Source organism: Prevotella sp. OH937_COT-195, assembly GCF_003932845.1.
Classification (GTDB): Bacteria; Bacteroidota; Bacteroidia; order Bacteroidales; family Bacteroidaceae; genus Prevotella.
The window spans coordinates 22,304-40,866 of sequence record NZ_RQZH01000006.1 but is presented as its reverse complement, the minus strand read 5'-3'; the positions used below and the strand labels follow the sequence as shown (position 1 = coordinate 40,866).

Below are 18,563 nucleotides of genomic sequence, written 5' to 3'. Positions count from 1 at the left end.
TACTTTTGCATTAAAAATAACCAAATATGAAATACTTTGCAATAGTACTATCTGTCTCAATATGCTTTCTTGCTGCATGTAAGGAGGAAAAGAAAAGCACCGACATAATAACGCAGAAACCGATGGTGGTAAAGAAAACAGAACCGGTAACAATGGAAGCCATAAATAATGCGGAAGCTGTTAAATGGCTGGGCAAGACATATACTGTTGAGATACACCGCTATTCAGACAAAGAACTGCCTAAGACTCGTGACGAGTACGGCGTGGAATATTTTGACAATCACATTGAGGTAAAAGTGTTGAGACCTGATGGAACTGAATTCTTCGGCAGAGTGTTTAATAAACAGTCGTTCCATGAATATCTTGACGAGGCAACTATAAAAGACGGCGCGATGCTTGCCTTTAGGTTCACGGAGGTAAAAAACGACTGCCTCGTGTTTGTTGCAAGCGTCGGGTCGCCCGATGCCATGAGCGATGACTATATCCCTCTCATTGTAACTATTTCTCGCATGGGCGAAATAAATATTAAACGAGACAACTGTATTGATGAAATTCCCGGTGCGGAAGAAAGTGCGGAAGAAAGAGATACGGACTACGATGAAAGTTTTTAATACCTTAATTCAAAAAGTTTTATATTTTATGATTATGCAAGTCTTGGTATACTATATGCCAAGCATATTTATGGCGAACGCTTAATTAAATTCTTTTCGACTCCGATTGTATCATTAAGAACCCGAAATACTTTTCTTAATTCATTGAGATTAATGTTTTTAAACATTCAATGTTAATTCTATGGGGCAATGATCTGAACCGAACACCTCGTTGTGTATCTTTGCTCCTTTAAGTTTGCCGGCAATTCGCTCGGAAGTGACGAAATAGTCTATACGCCAGCCGGCATTCTTCTCACGGGCGCGAAAACGATAACTCCACCATGAATAAGCATCGACAGTGTCAGGATGAAAAAAGCGGAAAGTGTCAATGAAACCATTTTCCAAGAGCAGCGTGAATTTTTCTCGTTCTTCGTCTGTAAATCCTGCATTTTTGCGGTTTGATTTCGGATTTTTGAGATCGATTTCCTTGTGTGCCACGTTCATGTCTCCACATGCAATTACTGGTTTACTTTCGTCCAAATGTTTAAGGTAATTTTGAAAATCATCTTCCCAACGCATTCTGTAATCAAGCCTTTTCAGCCCGTCTTGTGAATTAGGCGTATATACGGTGACGAGGAAAAAGTCTTTCATCTCGAGTGTAATTACACGACCTTCATGATCATGTTCATCTATACCTATACCGTAACTTACATTCAAAGGCTCATGTTTGCTGTATATTGCCGTTCCGGAATATCCTTTTTTGTCGGCATAGTTCCAATAAGACTTGTATCCTTCAAACTCCAAATCTAACTGTCCTTGCTGCATCTTGGTTTCCTGAAGGCAGAAAAAGTCTGCATTTAAAGCCTCGAACGCCTCCTTAAAACCTTTGCCTACGCATGCACGCAGTCCGTTCACATTCCAAGAAATTAATTTCATCATATTCATATCCTTTTGTTTGTGGCAGGTTATATAAATTACCGCCTTAAAAAATAAGTTATCTCGCGAGAGCCGTTTTGTCATATTAATGTCACTTTTACAAGCGTTGGCTTATTTGGTAATGCAGTTTCATAGTCTTCCACATTCTTTTGCCAACTAACACTTTTTGCCTAAGAATATTCTATCAATATATGACAAGATTAATTTCATCCCCCCACATTAATTGCAAAGTTATGCAAAAATACCGAAACCTCAAAACTTTTTGGCATGAATGTTAAAAAACGATGCGTATTAATGAAAAATCATTGAAAAGCGTTGGAAATAATTTGGATAATAAGAAATAAAATCGTACCTTTGCAGCCGATTTACAAATCATTGACTGGAATTTGATAATAATATAGTCCGTGGAGGCTTGGTAAAGAGATGGCACGATGCCGTCCGCCTTGCGGAAAAAACCGTTTACAAATAAAACATGTACGCAATTGTAGAAATTAACGGTCAACAGTTCAAGGTACAAGAGGGAAAGAAACTCTTCGTTAACCACATCAAGAACTCTGAAGAGGGTCAAACTGTTGAATTTGACAAGGTTCTCCTCGTTGATAACGGTGGGAACGTCACGGTAGGTGCACCAACCGTAGAAGGTGCGAAAGTAATAGCCGAAGTGAAGAAGCCGCTCGTAAAGGGCGACAAGGTAATTGTCTTCAAGATGAAACGCCGCAAGGATTATCGCAAGAAGAACGGACACCGCCAGCAGTTCACTGAGGTGGAAATCAAATCAGTTAACGCTTAAAACAGAGGAGGAACAGGAAATGGCACATAAAAAAGGTGTTGGTAGTTCTAAGAACGGACGCGAGAGCGCATCACAACGACTCGGCGTAAAAATCTGGGGCGGACAGAAAGTTATCGCAGGCAACATAATAGTTCGTCAGCGCGGTACACACCATAATCCGGGTAAAAATGTAGGCATCGGCAAAGATGACACATTATTTGCATTGGTTGACGGTGTGGTAAACTTCAAGAAAGGTCGCAAGAACAAGAGTACCGTTTCAGTGATACCGGAAGCAGAAGCATAACAAACAAAACAACTTATTTCAAACAAACACAGAATCCCGCATTTCAGTCGAATTGCGGGATTGTTGTCATGTAACGAAACTATTTTCCATTTGCCTGTATCTTATTTTGCTCATTTTTTATAATTATGCCGTCTTCCGTCAATAGTATATTCCGCTGTCACACACCTTTTCCATGCAAAGGATTTACTAAAAAACAGACATAGATATACAAGTAATTGTTTTTGAACCACCACTTACTAAATTATGACTTGCAAATCTTGGAATTTCGGAATATTATTCTTACTTTTGCATCGTTATAATATGTCTTAAACAAAAAGATTATGCTTACTCTAAAACTCATAAGCGAAGAAACAGAACGTGTTATACTCGGTCTCAATAAAAAACATTTCAAAAACGCCGAGGAAGCCATAAAAGAAGTGCTTGATACTGACAAGCGTCGTCGGGAGGCACAACAGAAATTAGATGCCAACTTATCTGAAGCAAAAAAAATGGCTGCACGGATTGGTGCGCTGATGAAAGAAGGGAAGAAAGAAGAGGCTGCCACCGTGAAAGAGAATGTCTCTAAAATGAAAGAGACAAACAAGGAACTCGAGGCAGAGATGAACAATGCACAGAAAAGTCTTAATGACATGCTCTGTCAAATACCGAATATACCATACGATGAAGTGCCCGAAGGCATTACGGCCGAGGATAATCACGTAGTTAAGAGTAACTTGTGCGAGTGTCACAAGGGTGATACTGTAGGAAATTGGAGTGCCTATCCGGATGTCTCCGGAAAGCGTCTGCCACATTGGGAACTTGCCAAGAAATACAATCTCATAGATTTCGACCTCGGAGTAAAGATAACCGGTGCGGGTTTTCCTGTATATATAGGCAAAGGAGCGCGACTGCAGAGAGCATTGATTAATTTCTTTCTTGACGAGGCTCGTAAATCCGGTTATACCGAGATAATTCCTCCGACGTTGGTAAATGCTGCTTCTGGTTATGGCACAGGACAGTTACCGGACAAAGAGGGACAGATGTATCATTCGGAAGTTGATGATTTTTATCTCATTCCAACCGCAGAAGTCCCGATTACCAATATCTACCGTGATGTAATCATTGACGAGAAAGATCTGCCTATAATGAATTGTGCATATACTGAATGTTTCCGCCGCGAGGCCGGCTCGTATGGAAAAGATGTACGCGGACTAAATAGACTGCATGAGTTTTCAAAGATAGAAATTGTGCGCATTGACAAGCCGGAACATTCAAATGAAAGCCACAAAGAGATGTTGGAACATGTGGAAGGACTGTTAAAGAAACTCGAACTTCCATACCGAATATTGCTGTTATGCGGTGGCGATCAATCGTTCACGTCTTCAATATGCTATGATTTCGAAGTATATTCGGAGGCACAGAAACGATGGCTTGAGGTTTCTTCGGTTAGTAATTTCGACAATTATCAAGCCAACAGATTGAAATGTCGTTATCGCAACAGCAATACAAAGAAGACAGAGTTGTGTCATACACTAAACGGCTCTGCACTTGCACTCCCCCGCATTGTTGCGGCATTGCTTGAGAATAATCAGACGGAGAATGGCATACGCATACCAAAAGCTATTGTACCATATACGGGGTTTGATATGATTGACTAATGAATTACAACTAAAAATAATCCTTATATTCTAATAACTTAACAAAAAACAAATGAATTATGAACAAGGTAGTTAGTAAGAAGCAATTCTCAGAAAAGGTTTTCTTATTCGAGATCGAGGCTCCCCTCATTGCCAAAAGCCGAAAGGCTGGCAATTTTGTCATAGTAAGGATAGGCAAGAGAGGAGAACGAATGCCGCTTACGATTGCTGATGCCGACATTGATAGAGGGACAATAACACTTGTGGTGCAGAAAGTTGGACTTTCAAGCATTAAAATGTGTAACCTGAATGTTGGCGACTATGTTACAGATGTTGTAGGACCGCTTGGAACCCCTACACACATAGAGAATTTTGGAACAGTGCTTTGTGCCGGAGGTGGTGTCGGGGTTGCCCCCATGTTGCCCATAATAAAGGCTCTCAAGGCTGCCGGAAACCGAGTGTTATCTGTCATTGCAGGGCGTAACAAAGACCTCGTAATATTGGAAGATGAGGTTAGAGCATGTTCTGACGAGTTGATTATAATGACCGATGATGGCTCTTACGGAGAAAAAGGAGTGGTAACGGTAGGCATGGAGAAATTCATAAAACAAGAACCGAAAATTGACAAGGCATTTGCCATAGGTCCTCCCATAATGATGAAGTTCTGCTGCCTGCTTACCCAAAAATATAACATACCGACAGACGTATCGCTCAATACCATAATGGTTGATGGTACGGGGATGTGCGGTGCTTGCCGCCTTTCGATAGGAGGAAAGACTAAATTCGTATGTATCGATGGTCCGGAATTTGATGGAGCACTCGTTGATTGGGACGAAATGTTCAAGCGCATGGGAACTTTCAAGAGAGAGGAGCAAGAGGAACTTACGCGCTTTGAAAACCATGCCGAGTATATCAATGAACAGGTTGGTATAAAACAGAAGTCTTCAGAAAAATATTTGATGGAAGTAAAGCCGACGGAAGAGACAATAGAGGAACTTACTAACAACAAATCGGAATGGAGGACAGAACTGCGAAAGAGTATGAAGCCAAAAGGGCGTATGGCGATAGAGCGTGTCATAATGCCGGAACTCGATCCTGTTTATCGTGCAACAACGAGAACAGAGGAAGTGAATATTGGCTTGACAAGCGAGATGGCAGTTAATGAGGCAAAACGATGTCTAGATTGTCCGAAGCCGACATGCGTGGAGGGTTGTCCGGTAAACATCGATATTCCTTCTTTTATCAAGAATATAGAGCGTGGACAATTCCTTGCCGCAGCAAAGGTTCTGAAAAACACCTCGGCACTTCCTGCAGTTTGTGGACGCGTATGTCCACAAGAGAAACAATGTGAGAGCAAGTGTATTCATTTGAAGAGCGGCGGCCAGCCTGTGGCAATAGGATACCTTGAACGTTTTGCGGCCGATTATGAACGGGAGAGCGGAAATATATCATTGCCGGAGATAGCACCCAACAATGGAATAAAGATAGCAGTAGTAGGTTCCGGACCTTCAGGATTGAGTTTTGCCGGAGACATGGCAAAGAAAGGATTTGATGTATATGTATTTGAGGCACTGCATGAGATTGGCGGTGTGCTGAAATACGGTATTCCGGAGTTCCGACTTCCCAACCGTATTGTTGACGTAGAAATTGAGAATCTCGCGAAGATGGGAGTACATTTCCTTACAGACGTTATCGTGGGAAAGACAATATCTGTTGAAGAACTTGAGGCACAGAATTTCAAGGGAATATTCATAGGGTCTGGTGCAGGACTGCCAAACTTTATGAACATACCCGGAGAGAACGCAATAAACATAATGTCGTCTAACGAGTACCTTACGCGCGTAAACCTTATGGACGCTGCCAATCCGGAAGCAGATACGCCGATAAATCCTGCTACTAATGTGCTTGTGGTGGGTGGAGGAAATACTGCTATGGACTCTTGTCGAACAGCCAAACGTCTCGGGGCAAACGTAACAATTGTTTATCGACGTTCGGAAGCAGAAATGCCTGCACGCATTGAAGAGGTAAAACATGCCAAGGAGGAAGGGATAAACTTCCTCACGTTGCATAATCCGATAGAATATATCGCAGATGAGAGTGGGGCAGTAAAGCAGGCAGTATTACAGGTAATGGAACTTGGAGAACCGGATGCAAGTGGTCGCAGAACACCAATACCTATAGATGGAAAGACCGTCACGCTTGATGTAGATCAGGTAGTGGTGGCAGTAGGTGTGTCTCCGAACCCGCTTGTTCCGAAATCGATTAAAGGTCTTGAACTCGGAAGGAAGAATACGATTGTCGTTAACGAACAAATGGAAAGTTCACGCACGAATATATTCGCCGGAGGCGATATAGTTCGTGGCGGGGCAACTGTTATACTTGCCATGGGAGACGGACGACGTGCCGCTGCAGCCATGGCAGAAAAATTGTTGTCTTAAAAAACAAACATCTTGCCAATGAGAATATTGATTGTAGTGTTATCATTGCTCATAGTTGTGCCTTCCATGGCACAAAAGGGCAAAAAACGTCCCAAAAGTCGTAAAACCATCGTAGATAACAATAAACCTACTGTCGCGGAACTGATGTTCGAGAATATGCTCTCTTCTATCCGCAAAGTAGTTATTATTGACAGTGTGGTTGTTGCGAAGGACGAATTCCTCAGTCGGATACCGCTGTCTCCGGAAAGTGGAAAACTTGAAGATAATGGCCAAGGGGCTTCGTTCCGTAATGATTTCATAGACAAGAAATATTTTTCAAGACGTGACACTGCCGGTTTCTCAAAAATATATGTATCGGACAGACTGGCTGGACAATGGACAGAGCCACAAGAACTTTCAACTATAGGAAATGCTGATTATCCTTTCCTTATGGCTGATGGTACGACATTGTATTTTGCCGGAAAAGGAGATGCATCACTTGGGGGATATGATATCTTTGTGACACGTTATGATTCAGAAGACGGCTCTCTCCTCGAACCACAAAACATAGGTTTACCTTTCAATTCATTTGACAATGATTACCTATATGCCGAAGATGAAACAGACTCGATTGCATGGCTCGTAACTGATCGTAACCAACCGGAGGGAATGGTATGCATATATACTATTTTGCCGAATGGCAGTAGGTCATACGATATATCCGAACTTTCTGATGAAAGACTAAGAGGGCTTGCAAGAATTTCAAGCATTAAAGATACATGGGGAGACATGGCAGAGAGGAATGCGGCTTTGAAACGTCTTGCACATAATGACGGGAATGGAAATGGAGCAGAAAATGGGAACAGTATCTCGTTCATCGTGAACGACAAGTTAACATATACATCTGTCAACCAATTCAAATCCCCGTCAAGTACAAGTGAATTTAAACGACTTCAGATCATTGTGCGAGAACTTGGCGATGATGACAGAATTTTAAAAGAACTGCGTGAAAGATATGCTTCTGCGAGCAGGTCGGCACGAATAAAAATGTCAGATGAAATAATAAAGCTCGAACAGAAAATAATGAAAAGAGAGAAAGAAAAACGTGTTTTGGAGAAATCCATAAGAAATACGGAAAATATATTAACTAAATAAAAATTAAAGAATATGGCAAAAAAGTATTTCCCGGAATCGGAATTGATAATTAACCCTGACGGTAGTGTTTTCCACCTTCATTTGAAGCCGGAACAGTTGGCAGACAAAGTTATACTTGTCGGCGACCCGGGACGTGTCACAACAGTAGCAGAACATTTTGAAAACAGGGAATGTGAAGTTGAAAATCGTGAGTTCAAATCTGTTACCGGAACATATAAAGGTAAGCGCATAACGGTGCAGAGTACAGGTATAGGCTGTGATAATATAGACATTGTGGTGAACGAATTGGATGCTCTTGCAAACATTAATTTCAAGGTACGCGAAGAAAATCCCGAACACAGACAACTGACAATAGTAAGAATAGGTACATGTGGAGGTCTACAGCCAAATACGCCCGTTGGCACTTTCATTGCTTCTGTGAAAAGCATAGGGTTCGATGGACTATTGAATTTCTATGCCGGCAGAAATGATGTTTGTGATCTTGAGTATGAGAATGCTTTCACAGAATATATGAATTGGAATCCGCAACTTGGGGCACCGTATGTTATAGATGCTGATAAAGAATTAATCGAACGACTTGCACAAAATGACATGGTACGCGGTGTTACGATAGCATGTGGAGGTTTCTACGGTCCTCAGGGTAGAGAATTGCGCATTCCGCTTGCCGACCCTAAGCAAAATGAGAAGGTGGAGGCATTTGAGCATGCCGGTCTACGTATAACAAATTTCGAAATGGAAAGTTCTGCCTTGGCCGGATTGTCACGACTGCTCGGACATAAAGCACTCACATGCTGCATGGTAGTTGCAAACAGACTTGCAAAGGAAGCAAATACAAGTTATAAGAACAGTATTGACGACCTTATAAAACTTGTACTTGACCGTATATAATTATATTGGAAACGACAGTCATTATAATATGATTTCATTTGAAAGTGATTATAATAATGGAGCACATCCATGTGTGCTCCAATCTCTTTTTAATACAAACGAAAGTCAAAGCGCATCATACGGATATGACGAATGGAGTGACAGTGCACGGAAAAAAATTCGTGAAGCATGCAGATTGGAACATGCCGAAATTTATTTTCTTGTTGGAGGCACGCAGACAAACGCAACAGTAATTGATGCATTATTGAAACCTTTCGAAGGTGTCATATCGGTTGATACGGGACACATCAATGTACATGAGTCAGGAGCGATTGAGGCAAGTGGACACAAAGTCATTACACTTCCTTCACATAAAGGGAAAATGCACGCAGAGGACTTGATTTCTTTATTAGAGAGATTCCATGCCGACCCAACACGCGACCACATGGTTTGGCCGGGAATGGTATATATCACTTTCCCCACAGAACTTGGCACAATATATAGTGCTGCCGAAATAGGAAGCATAAACCAAATATGTAAGAATTACGACATTCCTTTGTTCGTTGACGGAGCAAGGTTGGGCTATGGTCTTGTGTCTGATGCATGCGATTTCGATCTTCCTTGGCTTGCGAGACATTGCGATGTTTTCTATATCGGAGGGACAAAGATTGGTGCTCTTTGTGGCGAAGCAGTGGTTTTTACTAAAGATAATGCACCAAAGCATTTCTTTTCAATAGTGAAACAGCACGGGGCATTACTTGCCAAGAGCCGTCTTATCGGTGTTCAGTTTGATGTCTTGTTTACCGACAACCTATATTTTAACATTTCACGGAATGCTTTCAATAAAGCAATGCAACTGAGAAAAATTTTCTTGGATGCGGGATTTGTACTTGAGAATTCACCAACGAACCAGCAATTTGTAGTACTTTCAAATGTTCAGATGGAGTTACTTGCACACTATGTTGCTTTTGAGACATGGGAGAAAATAGATGACAACAATACCTTGTGCCGTTTTGTAACATCTTGGGCAACAAAAGAAAGCGATCTCAAAACACTAAAGGAAGCTGTTGCTTCAATATAATATGTCAATGAACGAAAACGATACAATCTGCTCTCTTGCCACTGCCACCGGTGGAGCATTGTGCATAATTCGCATTAGCGGCAAGGATGCTGTAAGCATTGTTTGCAAAACATGTGGTGGTATTTCAATCAATACTCCTGCAAACACTATATTACACACAGACTTTTGTGATAACAACGGAGATATTATTGATGATGTCATGGTAAGTGTATTTCGTGCACCACATAGTTATACCGGTGAGAATTCCGTAGAAATATCGTGTCACGGCTCACGATATATTGCAGGCAGAATAATAGAAACACTTATTGCACACGGATGTCGTCAGGCAATGCCCGGGGAATATACACAAAGGGCTTTTCTTAACGGGAAACTGGGGCTTGAACAAGCCGAGGCCGTGGCAGATCTTATCGCTTCGACAAATGCCGCAACTCACAAAATGGCATTGTCTCAACTACGAGGAAGTATATCGTCGGAACTTCTTGCGTTGCGTGAGCAGTTGTTGAGAATGACATCGCTTCTTGAACTGGAACTTGATTTCTCTGATCACGAGGATATAGAATTTGCAGACCGATCGGAACTCCTGTCGTTGGCAGTGGAAATAGATATGAAAATACAAAAACTTGCGCATTCTTTTGAGACAGGAAATGCTATAAAGCATGGAATTCCTGTAGCTATCATAGGAAAGACAAACGTAGGAAAATCAACATTGCTTAACAGGCTAATTAAAGATGAGCGAGCCATTGTATCCGATGTTCACGGCACAACGCGTGACACCATAGAAGATACAATGGATATAAAAGGCGTGCAGTTTAGGTTCATTGACACGGCGGGGATACGTCATACTACAGATAAGATAGAGAAGATAGGAATAGACCGTACTTATCAAGCCATAGAGAAGGCAAGAATTGTATTGTGGGTAATTGACGAGCAACCCACCGACGAAGAGTTTGAAAACATATTGAAACGGACGGAAGACAAATCTGTGATAATAGTACGGAATAAAATAGATAAAAATTCGATACCTGTTAATATAGAATATATATATTCAAAGCGTCTGTTATCGGTGGAAATCTCTGCAAAAAAAGGTACAGGTATAGAAAACCTTGAGAAACACATCTTTAATTCTGCCAACATACCTATTTTTACGGAGAATGATGTAATTATCACTTCGGCAAGGCATTACGAGGCTTTGTTAAAGGCTCACATCGAAATTTCGCATGCCATAAAAGGACTTAAACAAGGTATAAGTGGAGATCTTGTTGCCGAAAATCTCCGCATGGTTCTTTATAATCTCTCGAAAATAACAGGAAAAGGCATAATAACCCCTGACGAGACATTACATACAATTTTTAATGATTTTTGTATCGGTAAATAGAGTCTAAATTAGTAATTTATATGACAAGACCTCCGCAGAAGCATTTGCTTTTACAGAGATCTTGAAAATAATTCTGCATACCACCATCTGTATATATTTTCATCAACATGCGTTATATTATGAGTTGATAACGAGCATGTTTGTCATTCGATAGGAAATATTTGGCAATTTCAGCGATATTGGTGAGTAAAACAGACGAAATTGGTCGGTAATTTCGGCGATATTGCAGTACAATTAAACACAAATAAGACTCCATTTTGAGGTAAAAAACAGCGTAAATGGTTCGAGATTTACGGCAAAACAAGTTGTTTTTGCATAGTCCTCATAACAATACTTTTAATATGAATTAATCATATTATTTTTGAAAATCAAAATTATTATACTATATTTGCAAAATGAAAGGACGAAGTTGTTAGATTTGTCATTATAAAATTGAATATAATATTTAATGGCATTTTTCGACAAACGATTGTCATATAAATAATTATAGTATCTTGAATCGAAATACGGATGAACGTTGAAAAAATGAAAGAACTGATCGAGAGACAACGGAATCTATCGACCGTTCTTGGTATGAAATTTATTAGTACTCCAGAAGATGATATGTGTATGGCCACCATGAAAGTTGATGAACAAAATCGTCAACCTTTCGGTTTTCTCAGCGGAGGTGCATCATTGGCTCTTGCCGAAAATTTGGCAGGTGTAGGGTCGTGTTCTATATGTCCCGGAAAGATATGTGTGGGAGTAAGTGTAAGCGGAGAACACGTTAAAGCAGTGGTTGAAGGCGATATAGTTACGGCACGCGCTCAACTTGTAAGCAAAGGTCGTAAACTGCATGTTTGGGATGTAAGAATAACCGACTCTGACGGCAATCTTATTTCCACGGTACATGTAACTAATTATGTCATAACGCCAAAGAAAAATAACGCAGAATGACAAGTTTCGCATTTTTCAAACTTCCTGAAGAGCATAGATGCACACTGTTTCTCCAAGAAGAAGTAATGCCGGAAAACATATCCTCTTTTAATGAACTTAATTCCAAAACAGGGTTCGTTATTGCCCCGTTCTGCATTTCAGAGCGTACTCCGCTTGTTTTGATTAATCCGGAACAAAAATATGTATATGATTCTCTTTCAGACGTTGATGAAAAAATAGTTAAAAAGTTGAATAATTGTGCATTGAGTAATGCGGCAAATTCTCCGGAAGAAAACTTAAATGAAGATGAAAGAGCGAAATATTGGAAAAGTTTCAATATATTCCACTCCAAATTATTGCAAGGAGAATTTCGCAAAATAGTACTTGCAAGACATTCGGATGTTCATACCCCTCCCTCCGATTTATTCGGTTTGTTTAAGAAAGCATGTAGAGAATATCCACGAATGTATGTATCACTATTCTCTACGCCTATGAGTGGGACATGGTTTATTGCCACTCCGGAGTTGTTGTTAGAAGATAACGGAGGAATATGGAGGACCGTGGCTCTCGCAGGAACAATGAAACTTAGAGGACATGAAATTATTTCCGATATATTATGGAATGAAAAGAACATGAAAGAACAACGTATTGTCGCAGATTACATACATGAATGTATTGAGAAATTCTCTGATAATATTCAGGAAACAGGTCCTATAACGATAAAGTCTGCCGACCTTGTTCATTTAAAGAGTGATTTTCATTTCTCACTTTGCAAAAAACACATATTGGGCGATTTAATCGCAGAATTACATCCTACTCCTGCGGTGTGCGGCATGCCCAAAAATAAGGCAGAAGAGTTTATTCTCTGCAATGAATTTTGCATAAGAAACTATTACAGCGGATTTTCAGGTGTCGTAAATCATGATACCGGGACGCATCTTTATGTCTCATTGCGGTGTATGCAGATTTTGAAAAATCTTTTCCGGCTATATGCCGGTGGCGGTTTGATGCCGGAAAGCACAGAAAGCCAAGAATGGCAGGAGACTGAGGCGAAACTTGAGACAATGATTAGAATAATAGACTGTTGACAATATTTAAATATCTTAAAGTGTATAGTGACAAAAAAAACGTTAACATACTTACCTCGATACTTGTCTGTCATGGCGTAAAGCACATAGTGGTATGTCCGGGAAGCAGAAATGTACCATTGGTGCATAATTTCAATGAATGCCTGCAATTCCATTGCCATTCGGTTACAGACGAACGCTCGGCAGGATTTTTCGCTCTCGGTATATCCATGGCATTAAACATGCCGGTAGCGGTATGCGTAACGTCCGGTACGGCACTCTTAAATGTATTGCCGGCAGTTGCAGAAGCATTGTACCAACACCGCGAATTGATTGTGATAAGTGCAGACAGACCACAAGCGTGGATAGATCAACTTGACGGTCAAACGATACCACAATATTTCGCATTGGAAAAATTTGTAAGCAAGAGTGTCAACCTTCCCGAGGTAAACGACGAACAAAGCAGATGGCATTGTAACAGACTTGTAAACGAGGCCATTATTGCTTTGAAAAAAAATGGCGGCATGCCGGTACACATTAATGTTCCTATAAACGAGCCTTTGTTCAATTTCACCACGGAATCTCTCTCTAAAGAAAGAATCATACACTGCACCGTACCTCAAAACAATGTTAAGGAAAAAGACATCAAGGCTTTTCTTAAATCGAGATGTCCATTGATTGTCATAGGCAAGACGGAATATGACAAAAAAATATCAGACTTGGTGCATGAAATAAAGAAAAAACATGTAGTCCTTTGCGAGCCATTGGCATACGACGGAGAAGCAACATGGTTCGATAAAATGTATGATACCGTGAGTAACGATAAGGCATACACTCCTGACTATGTTTTATATATGGGAGACACGTTGGTAAGCAAGTCTCTCAAACAATATTTGAGGGAACTTGATAAATGCGAGACATGTATGGTCAGTTGTGATGCTGAAGTGCATGACGTTACTATGCACGCAAACAGAATTCTTGTATGTGGTGCAGCGGAAATTCTTTCCACAATCTTAACCTATGACCATAGAAATTTGAATAACGATTTCCATTCGCGATGGACAAATGAAACTGAAAAACATCGCATGCAAATTTTGTCCCAACCGTCGAATAATTTGCTAAAGGAAACGGTAAGGGTGTTTGAGAAAGAATTGGGTAAAAACAAGGATAATATTAATGTACATTATGCAAACAGTTTGTCGGTACGTTACGGCTGTATGTATTCAAATCATTATATATATGTAAACCGGGGGGTGAACGGTATTGAAGGTTCACTGTCAACAGCAGCAGGATTTTCTTCTGTTTCAGGAAAAAAGACATTTGTATTCATTGGAGACTTGTCTTTTTTCTATGATTCAAATGCTCTTTGGAACAAAAAACTCAATGGTAATCTACGTATTATATTGCTAAATAATGGCTGTGGTGGGATTTTCGGCAAGTTGAAAGGATTGGAAGAAACTCCTGCTTTAAACAAATATATATCTGCGAGTCATGAAACATCCGCAAAAGGACTTTGTGAGTCGTATGGGGTGGAATATCATTCGGCAAGCACTTTATACGAAGTTACAAATGCCATATCGGATATTATGCACAAGGAAACAGATACTCCCATCCTACTTGAGGTCTGTTCTATAAATTAATACCGTAAAAGTTAATATTATATTATGGGCAATATCTTGTAAATATTAAAGTGAAAAATTAAAGCAGGCATGTTTGATTTACGGTTCTCCATTCTGTTTTGACAATCCGTTTATCATATTCTTTATTTGTGTTATTCTTGCCGTCAGATTACCGGAATATTTTTCATAATAATATAATGACGATATAAAATATTCGAGAGCAGTTGCATTATTTCCCACAAAAAGATAGCAAAAGGCGATGCGATATAAAGCATCGCCTTTTTCATGGTTGTAACACACATTTGTGTGTTTTTCGTAATATGGTATTGCCTCGACATATTTCTCTTGGTAGAAATAACTTTCCGCACAATGAAAATAATAGACACTAAGTTCGTGCGGAGCAAGTCCGCCAAGTTTAGGGAGTGCTTCGCTTAACAATCTGCCTGCTTCCGGATAATTCCATTCATAATATTGACATACGCCCATGTAGGCATGAAAACGAGGATTGAGTGGAAATTCGTTATCAAGGTGGTTGAAAATCAACAAAGCCTCATGATATTTTTCCGATGTGAAATAATCTATGGCGATACCCAGTTTCTCGGCAACTTCACCTTTCTGAAATTCCTGCGACTGTGAGTTTACAGAGGCAATGAACGCGAAAAGTGACAATACCACATGGAGCATTCGCATCATTTCACATAGAAACTTATTAGTTTATCAATAGCACGTTCGCAAACCGGACAAAAGGTCGGGTTTTCATTAGTACGCATGCGACAATCCATCATGCCACGATAAGTGCCTTTAAGACAATATCCGGCACCTTCAAAAACACCTAATTTGTCTGTATATTCTTTTGTCTGTGGTGTTGGCACCGGTATCTTTTCATCAAGCAAATCATTCCACTTTGTTTGGAAATCAACCAAGGTTGTGATATTAGGTTCCCATGGTTCAATGTCAGATGGGTACATAGGTATCTGTTCGTTTTCGTATGCATATTCGTCTGCCAATCCTCCGAAACTATGCCCGAATTCATGAACTACGACCGGCAATGTCTTTGCATGATGTGCGGCTGAAAGGTTATAGGAATTAAGAATGCCGCCCCCTCCATACACGTCTGTGTTTACAAGAATGATTATGTGTTCATAGGGCAGACCTGCAAGAACATCGTGTAATTTTTTCAAATGAAGTGTAGTTAGATACCTATTATTATAGAAAGTGTCGAAATGTGAGCCGAGAGCGGTATTTTTCCAAATTCCAAGATGTGGAACACTTGTTCCGCTATCTTCCGACAATGCTTCTACGGCAATAATATTGAAAGAGTTTTTCCACTTCTTGAATGGTTCGTGTGAAAATAATGCTTCTACAGACCTGTTTACGTCATTAATAAATACAGACATTTCTTTATCATTATAACCTTCTGCCACAAATGCAATATTTATGCAATGCGTGGTATCGACTGCTTGTATAATTGTCTTATATGGTGTTTTTCGTTCTCCGATTTGTCTTATTAAAATATCATTGGGAGTAACGGTGTGTGTCATTGTAGCAACCACTTCTCTTCTGTTATTTCGTAATTCAACCGTTATGTCAACTGCCTTTTTCGGCATAGGTATAAGAAAGACATTTTCGAAAGCCTTTGTGGTACTTTTTGCCTCATCCGTCGTAAGCCATTCTTGAAACAATGTGGAGAATGAGTTCTTGTAAATAACTTTTAATGTGGAATTGTCTTTTACGATTATGGTTCCGTTACCTTCAACAGGCACACTTGAAAGATTTTGACGTTTGCCATACCACCGCGATGACTTGCTTAGACAGTCGAGTGCAATTTTCTGTGACAATGCATTGCCCGAGAATATGTAATCTATTCTCAACGTGTTGTCTTCGAAGAACTCGTCAAAGTTTTGTGCAGATACCATTTTTGCAACAAAACACAATAGAAAAATTAATGTTTTTCTCATAATATTATTTGTTTTCCATTTAATATCTCATTTTCAAGAATACAAGTTTGTTTAATCATATCTATTATATATCCGCGCCCCCAGTCTTTCTCGTGGTATCGTATGCCGTCGTATTCAAGAATGTCAATATCCATCTCCACGAGATTCTTACGACGTTTATCGTAGGTATCTCCACACTCAAATTCTATTTTTTTGAACTCTTCGTTTATCTTTTCGAAAGGCAAATCAGTGTATGCGATACCAACGCAATTCGAAAAGTCCTGCGAGACAATGCCAATGGGAGTGGTCTTGATGATCGGGGTAAAGCGTATATTATTTTTAAAAAGTTCAGATATGCGCATTCTCATAATTGCCACTTTATCACATGCCGATGGCGAATTAGTACCGGTGGCAAATAGTATCTTTTTCTTTTTCATTTATTACTCTTTTACATAAATGCAAGATTTTGTTTGCAAAAATATGAAAAATAATTGAGAATGGTAAATAATTAAAATAAAAATCGTAATTTTGCAAATATGGATACAGAAAAGATATTTAATAAACTCGGTATTGAGGAACTTAACCTTATGCAGAAAGAGACTGCAAATGCTGTTTTACATTCGTCAAACGATATAATTGTATTATCACCAACGGGAAGTGGCAAAACCCTTGCATATTTGCTTCCGTTGGTTGAAAGATTGTCTGTCGATATTGATGAAGTACAAGCTATAGTTATTGTTCCGGGACGCGAATTGGCAATACAATCACAAATGGTGCTGAGGGACATGGGTAGCGGACTCCGTTCAATGGCTCTTTATGGTGGCAGGCCAACGATGGACGAGCATAGGTTGATAAGAAAAAATCTTCCACAAATTATCTTTGTTACACCGGGACGTTTGAACGACCACTTGGACAAATGTAACTTTAATACATACAATATAGAATGGATCGTAATTGACGAGTTTGATAAATGTCTTGAAATGGGCTTCAGAGATTCTATGTCCAGAGCTATTGAAAGGGTGGGGAATGCCAAAAGACGAATACTGCTTTCTGCAACTGACACAGAAGAGATTCCCTCATTTGTAAACATGGGAAAAGTTTCCAAATTGGATTTCCTTTTTGAAGATGAGCAAGTATCTGACAGAGTAGGAATAAACATCGTGAAAAGTCCTGTAAAGGACAAGTTGGATATCTTACAACGTTTACTGCGCAGTTTTAATGACGATAGTACAATTGTCTTTCTGAATTTCCGTGAAAGTGTTGAACGTGTTAATGATTATTTGGAGAAACTCGGTTTTTCGACAACAGCTTTCCATGGAGGACTTGAACAGTTGCAACGTGAAGCATCGCTAAACAAGTTCAGCAATGGTTCGTCAAACATACTTGTAGCAACCGATCTCGCATCGCGCGGACTTGATATTCCGAATGTTAAAAACATAGTACATTATCATTTACCACTTAGCGAAGAGGCGTACATTCACCGTGTAGGCCGCACGGCACGATGGGAGGCTTTGGGTAAAACGTTCTTTATATTGAGTCCTGATGAATATATTCCGGACTATATTGAAGGAGAACATTACGAATTCGACATCCCAAACCGGTTACCGTTGCCTGCTCCTCCCAAAATGATTACAATATATATAGGTAAAGGAAAAAAAGACAAAATATCAAAAGTAGATATTGTCGGCTTCTTGTGTCAAAAAGGTGAGATTGACAAAAAAGAGATTGGCAGAATTGATATTAAGGAACGATATTGTCATGTGGCTATTTCCCGCAGGTGTGTGAAGGAAATTCTTAAAAAGACACAAGGAGAAAAGATTAAAGGGGTTAAAACGCTAATCCAAGTTGTCAAATAGCCCCATAAAAGTTATATTATATGTAAATAGTTATAAAATATTTGGCAGTATCACTTTTA

The 18,563-nt window shown here is 39.8% G+C and carries 17 protein-coding genes; 13 read left to right on the top strand and 4 right to left on the bottom strand.

All coding sequences use genetic code 11. The features are described from left to right. Positions 1 to 26 precede the first annotated feature (26 nt). Positions 27 to 611 carry a DUF4738 domain-containing protein gene (locus tag EII32_RS03940; RefSeq protein ID WP_125234150.1) on the top strand — a complete coding sequence of 195 codons (585 nt, stop codon included), beginning with the start codon at positions 27 to 29 and terminating at the stop codon, positions 609 to 611. 159 nt (positions 612 to 770) lie between these two features. Here the strand turns inward: EII32_RS03940 and EII32_RS03935 are convergent, their stop codons facing one another. Then, positions 771 to 1,529, bottom strand: coding sequence for an exodeoxyribonuclease III (locus EII32_RS03935; protein ID WP_199741390.1), 759 nt, complete (start codon positions 1,527 to 1,529; stop codon positions 771 to 773). 469 nt (positions 1,530 to 1,998) lie between these two features. Between EII32_RS03935 and rplU the strand changes: the two genes are divergently transcribed. The 11 genes from rplU to menD all read left to right on the top strand — a co-directional run bounded on the left by rplU (position 1,999) and on the right by menD (position 14,732). Next, a complete protein-coding gene (rplU, locus tag EII32_RS03930; RefSeq protein WP_125234149.1) occupies positions 1,999 to 2,316 on the top strand; it encodes a 50S ribosomal protein L21 in 318 nt (105 codons plus the stop codon). A gap of 19 nt (positions 2,317 to 2,335) precedes the next feature. Beyond that, the gene (rpmA, locus tag EII32_RS03925; RefSeq protein WP_125234148.1) at positions 2,336 to 2,599 is read left to right on the top strand and encodes a 50S ribosomal protein L27; all 264 of its coding nucleotides are present in this window, start codon (positions 2,336 to 2,338) and stop codon (positions 2,597 to 2,599) included. Between the two features lie 320 nt (positions 2,600 to 2,919). Continuing rightward, complete coding sequence (gene serS / locus EII32_RS03920; RefSeq protein ID WP_125234147.1) at positions 2,920 to 4,236, top strand: serine--tRNA ligase; 1,317 nt, start codon at positions 2,920 to 2,922, stop codon at positions 4,234 to 4,236. Positions 4,237 to 4,295: 59 nt separating this feature from the next. Beyond that, on the top strand, positions 4,296 to 6,653 hold the full coding sequence (locus EII32_RS03915) for a bifunctional dihydroorotate dehydrogenase B NAD binding subunit/NADPH-dependent glutamate synthase (protein WP_125234146.1): 2,358 nt from the start codon (positions 4,296 to 4,298) through the stop codon (positions 6,651 to 6,653). Between the two features lie 18 nt (positions 6,654 to 6,671). Further along, positions 6,672 to 7,787: a PD40 domain-containing protein gene (locus EII32_RS03910; protein ID WP_125234145.1), complete on the top strand. Its 1,116-nt coding sequence runs from the start codon at positions 6,672 to 6,674 to the stop codon at positions 7,785 to 7,787. A gap of 12 nt (positions 7,788 to 7,799) precedes the next feature. Further along, on the top strand, positions 7,800 to 8,675 hold the full coding sequence (locus tag EII32_RS03905; RefSeq protein WP_125234144.1) for a nucleoside phosphorylase: 876 nt from the start codon (positions 7,800 to 7,802) through the stop codon (positions 8,673 to 8,675). A gap of 28 nt (positions 8,676 to 8,703) precedes the next feature. Then, positions 8,704 to 9,735: a threonine aldolase family protein gene (locus tag EII32_RS03900; protein WP_125234143.1), complete on the top strand. Its 1,032-nt coding sequence runs from the start codon at positions 8,704 to 8,706 to the stop codon at positions 9,733 to 9,735. Between the two features lie 7 nt (positions 9,736 to 9,742). Beyond that, positions 9,743 to 11,110 (top strand): tRNA uridine-5-carboxymethylaminomethyl(34) synthesis GTPase MnmE, encoded by a 1,368-nt coding sequence (gene mnmE / locus EII32_RS03895; RefSeq protein ID WP_125234142.1) that lies wholly within the window; start codon positions 9,743 to 9,745, stop codon positions 11,108 to 11,110. Between the two features lie 510 nt (positions 11,111 to 11,620). Continuing rightward, on the top strand, positions 11,621 to 12,046 hold the full coding sequence (locus EII32_RS03890; protein WP_125234141.1) for a PaaI family thioesterase: 426 nt from the start codon (positions 11,621 to 11,623) through the stop codon (positions 12,044 to 12,046). Further along, positions 12,043 to 13,113: an isochorismate synthase gene (locus EII32_RS03885; RefSeq protein ID WP_125234140.1), complete on the top strand. Its 1,071-nt coding sequence runs from the start codon at positions 12,043 to 12,045 to the stop codon at positions 13,111 to 13,113. The genes EII32_RS03890 and EII32_RS03885 overlap by 4 nt, the downstream gene beginning before the upstream one ends. Continuing rightward, positions 13,110 to 14,732, top strand: coding sequence for a 2-succinyl-5-enolpyruvyl-6-hydroxy-3-cyclohexene-1-carboxylic-acid synthase (gene menD, locus EII32_RS03880; protein WP_158611122.1), 1,623 nt, complete (start codon positions 13,110 to 13,112; stop codon positions 14,730 to 14,732). Before EII32_RS03885 ends, menD begins: the two co-directional genes overlap by 4 nt. Positions 14,733 to 14,810: 78 nt before the next feature. On the opposite strand, the gene EII32_RS03875 is transcribed toward menD, so the two are convergent. Genes EII32_RS03875 through EII32_RS03865 form a run of 3 tightly spaced genes read right to left on the bottom strand, consistent with a single transcriptional unit; the run spans position 14,811 to position 17,085 of the window. Continuing rightward, the gene (locus EII32_RS03875) at positions 14,811 to 15,404 is read right to left on the bottom strand and encodes a tetratricopeptide repeat protein (RefSeq protein ID WP_125234138.1); all 594 of its coding nucleotides are present in this window, start codon (positions 15,402 to 15,404) and stop codon (positions 14,811 to 14,813) included. Further along, positions 15,401 to 16,669: a M64 family metallopeptidase gene (locus EII32_RS03870; RefSeq protein ID WP_125234137.1), complete on the bottom strand. Its 1,269-nt coding sequence runs from the start codon at positions 16,667 to 16,669 to the stop codon at positions 15,401 to 15,403. The genes EII32_RS03875 and EII32_RS03870 overlap by 4 nt, the downstream gene beginning before the upstream one ends. After that, positions 16,666 to 17,085, bottom strand: a complete 420-nt coding sequence (locus tag EII32_RS03865) for a 2-amino-4-hydroxy-6-hydroxymethyldihydropteridine diphosphokinase (RefSeq protein WP_125234136.1) — start codon at positions 17,083 to 17,085, stop codon at positions 16,666 to 16,668. The genes EII32_RS03870 and EII32_RS03865 overlap by 4 nt, the downstream gene beginning before the upstream one ends. 99 nt (positions 17,086 to 17,184) lie before the next feature. Here EII32_RS03865 and EII32_RS03860 point away from each other — a divergent pair, with 99 nt between their 5' ends. Continuing rightward, the gene (locus EII32_RS03860) at positions 17,185 to 18,504 is read left to right on the top strand and encodes a DEAD/DEAH box helicase (RefSeq protein ID WP_125234135.1); all 1,320 of its coding nucleotides are present in this window, start codon (positions 17,185 to 17,187) and stop codon (positions 18,502 to 18,504) included. The last annotated feature ends 59 nt before the right edge of the window (positions 18,505 to 18,563 follow it).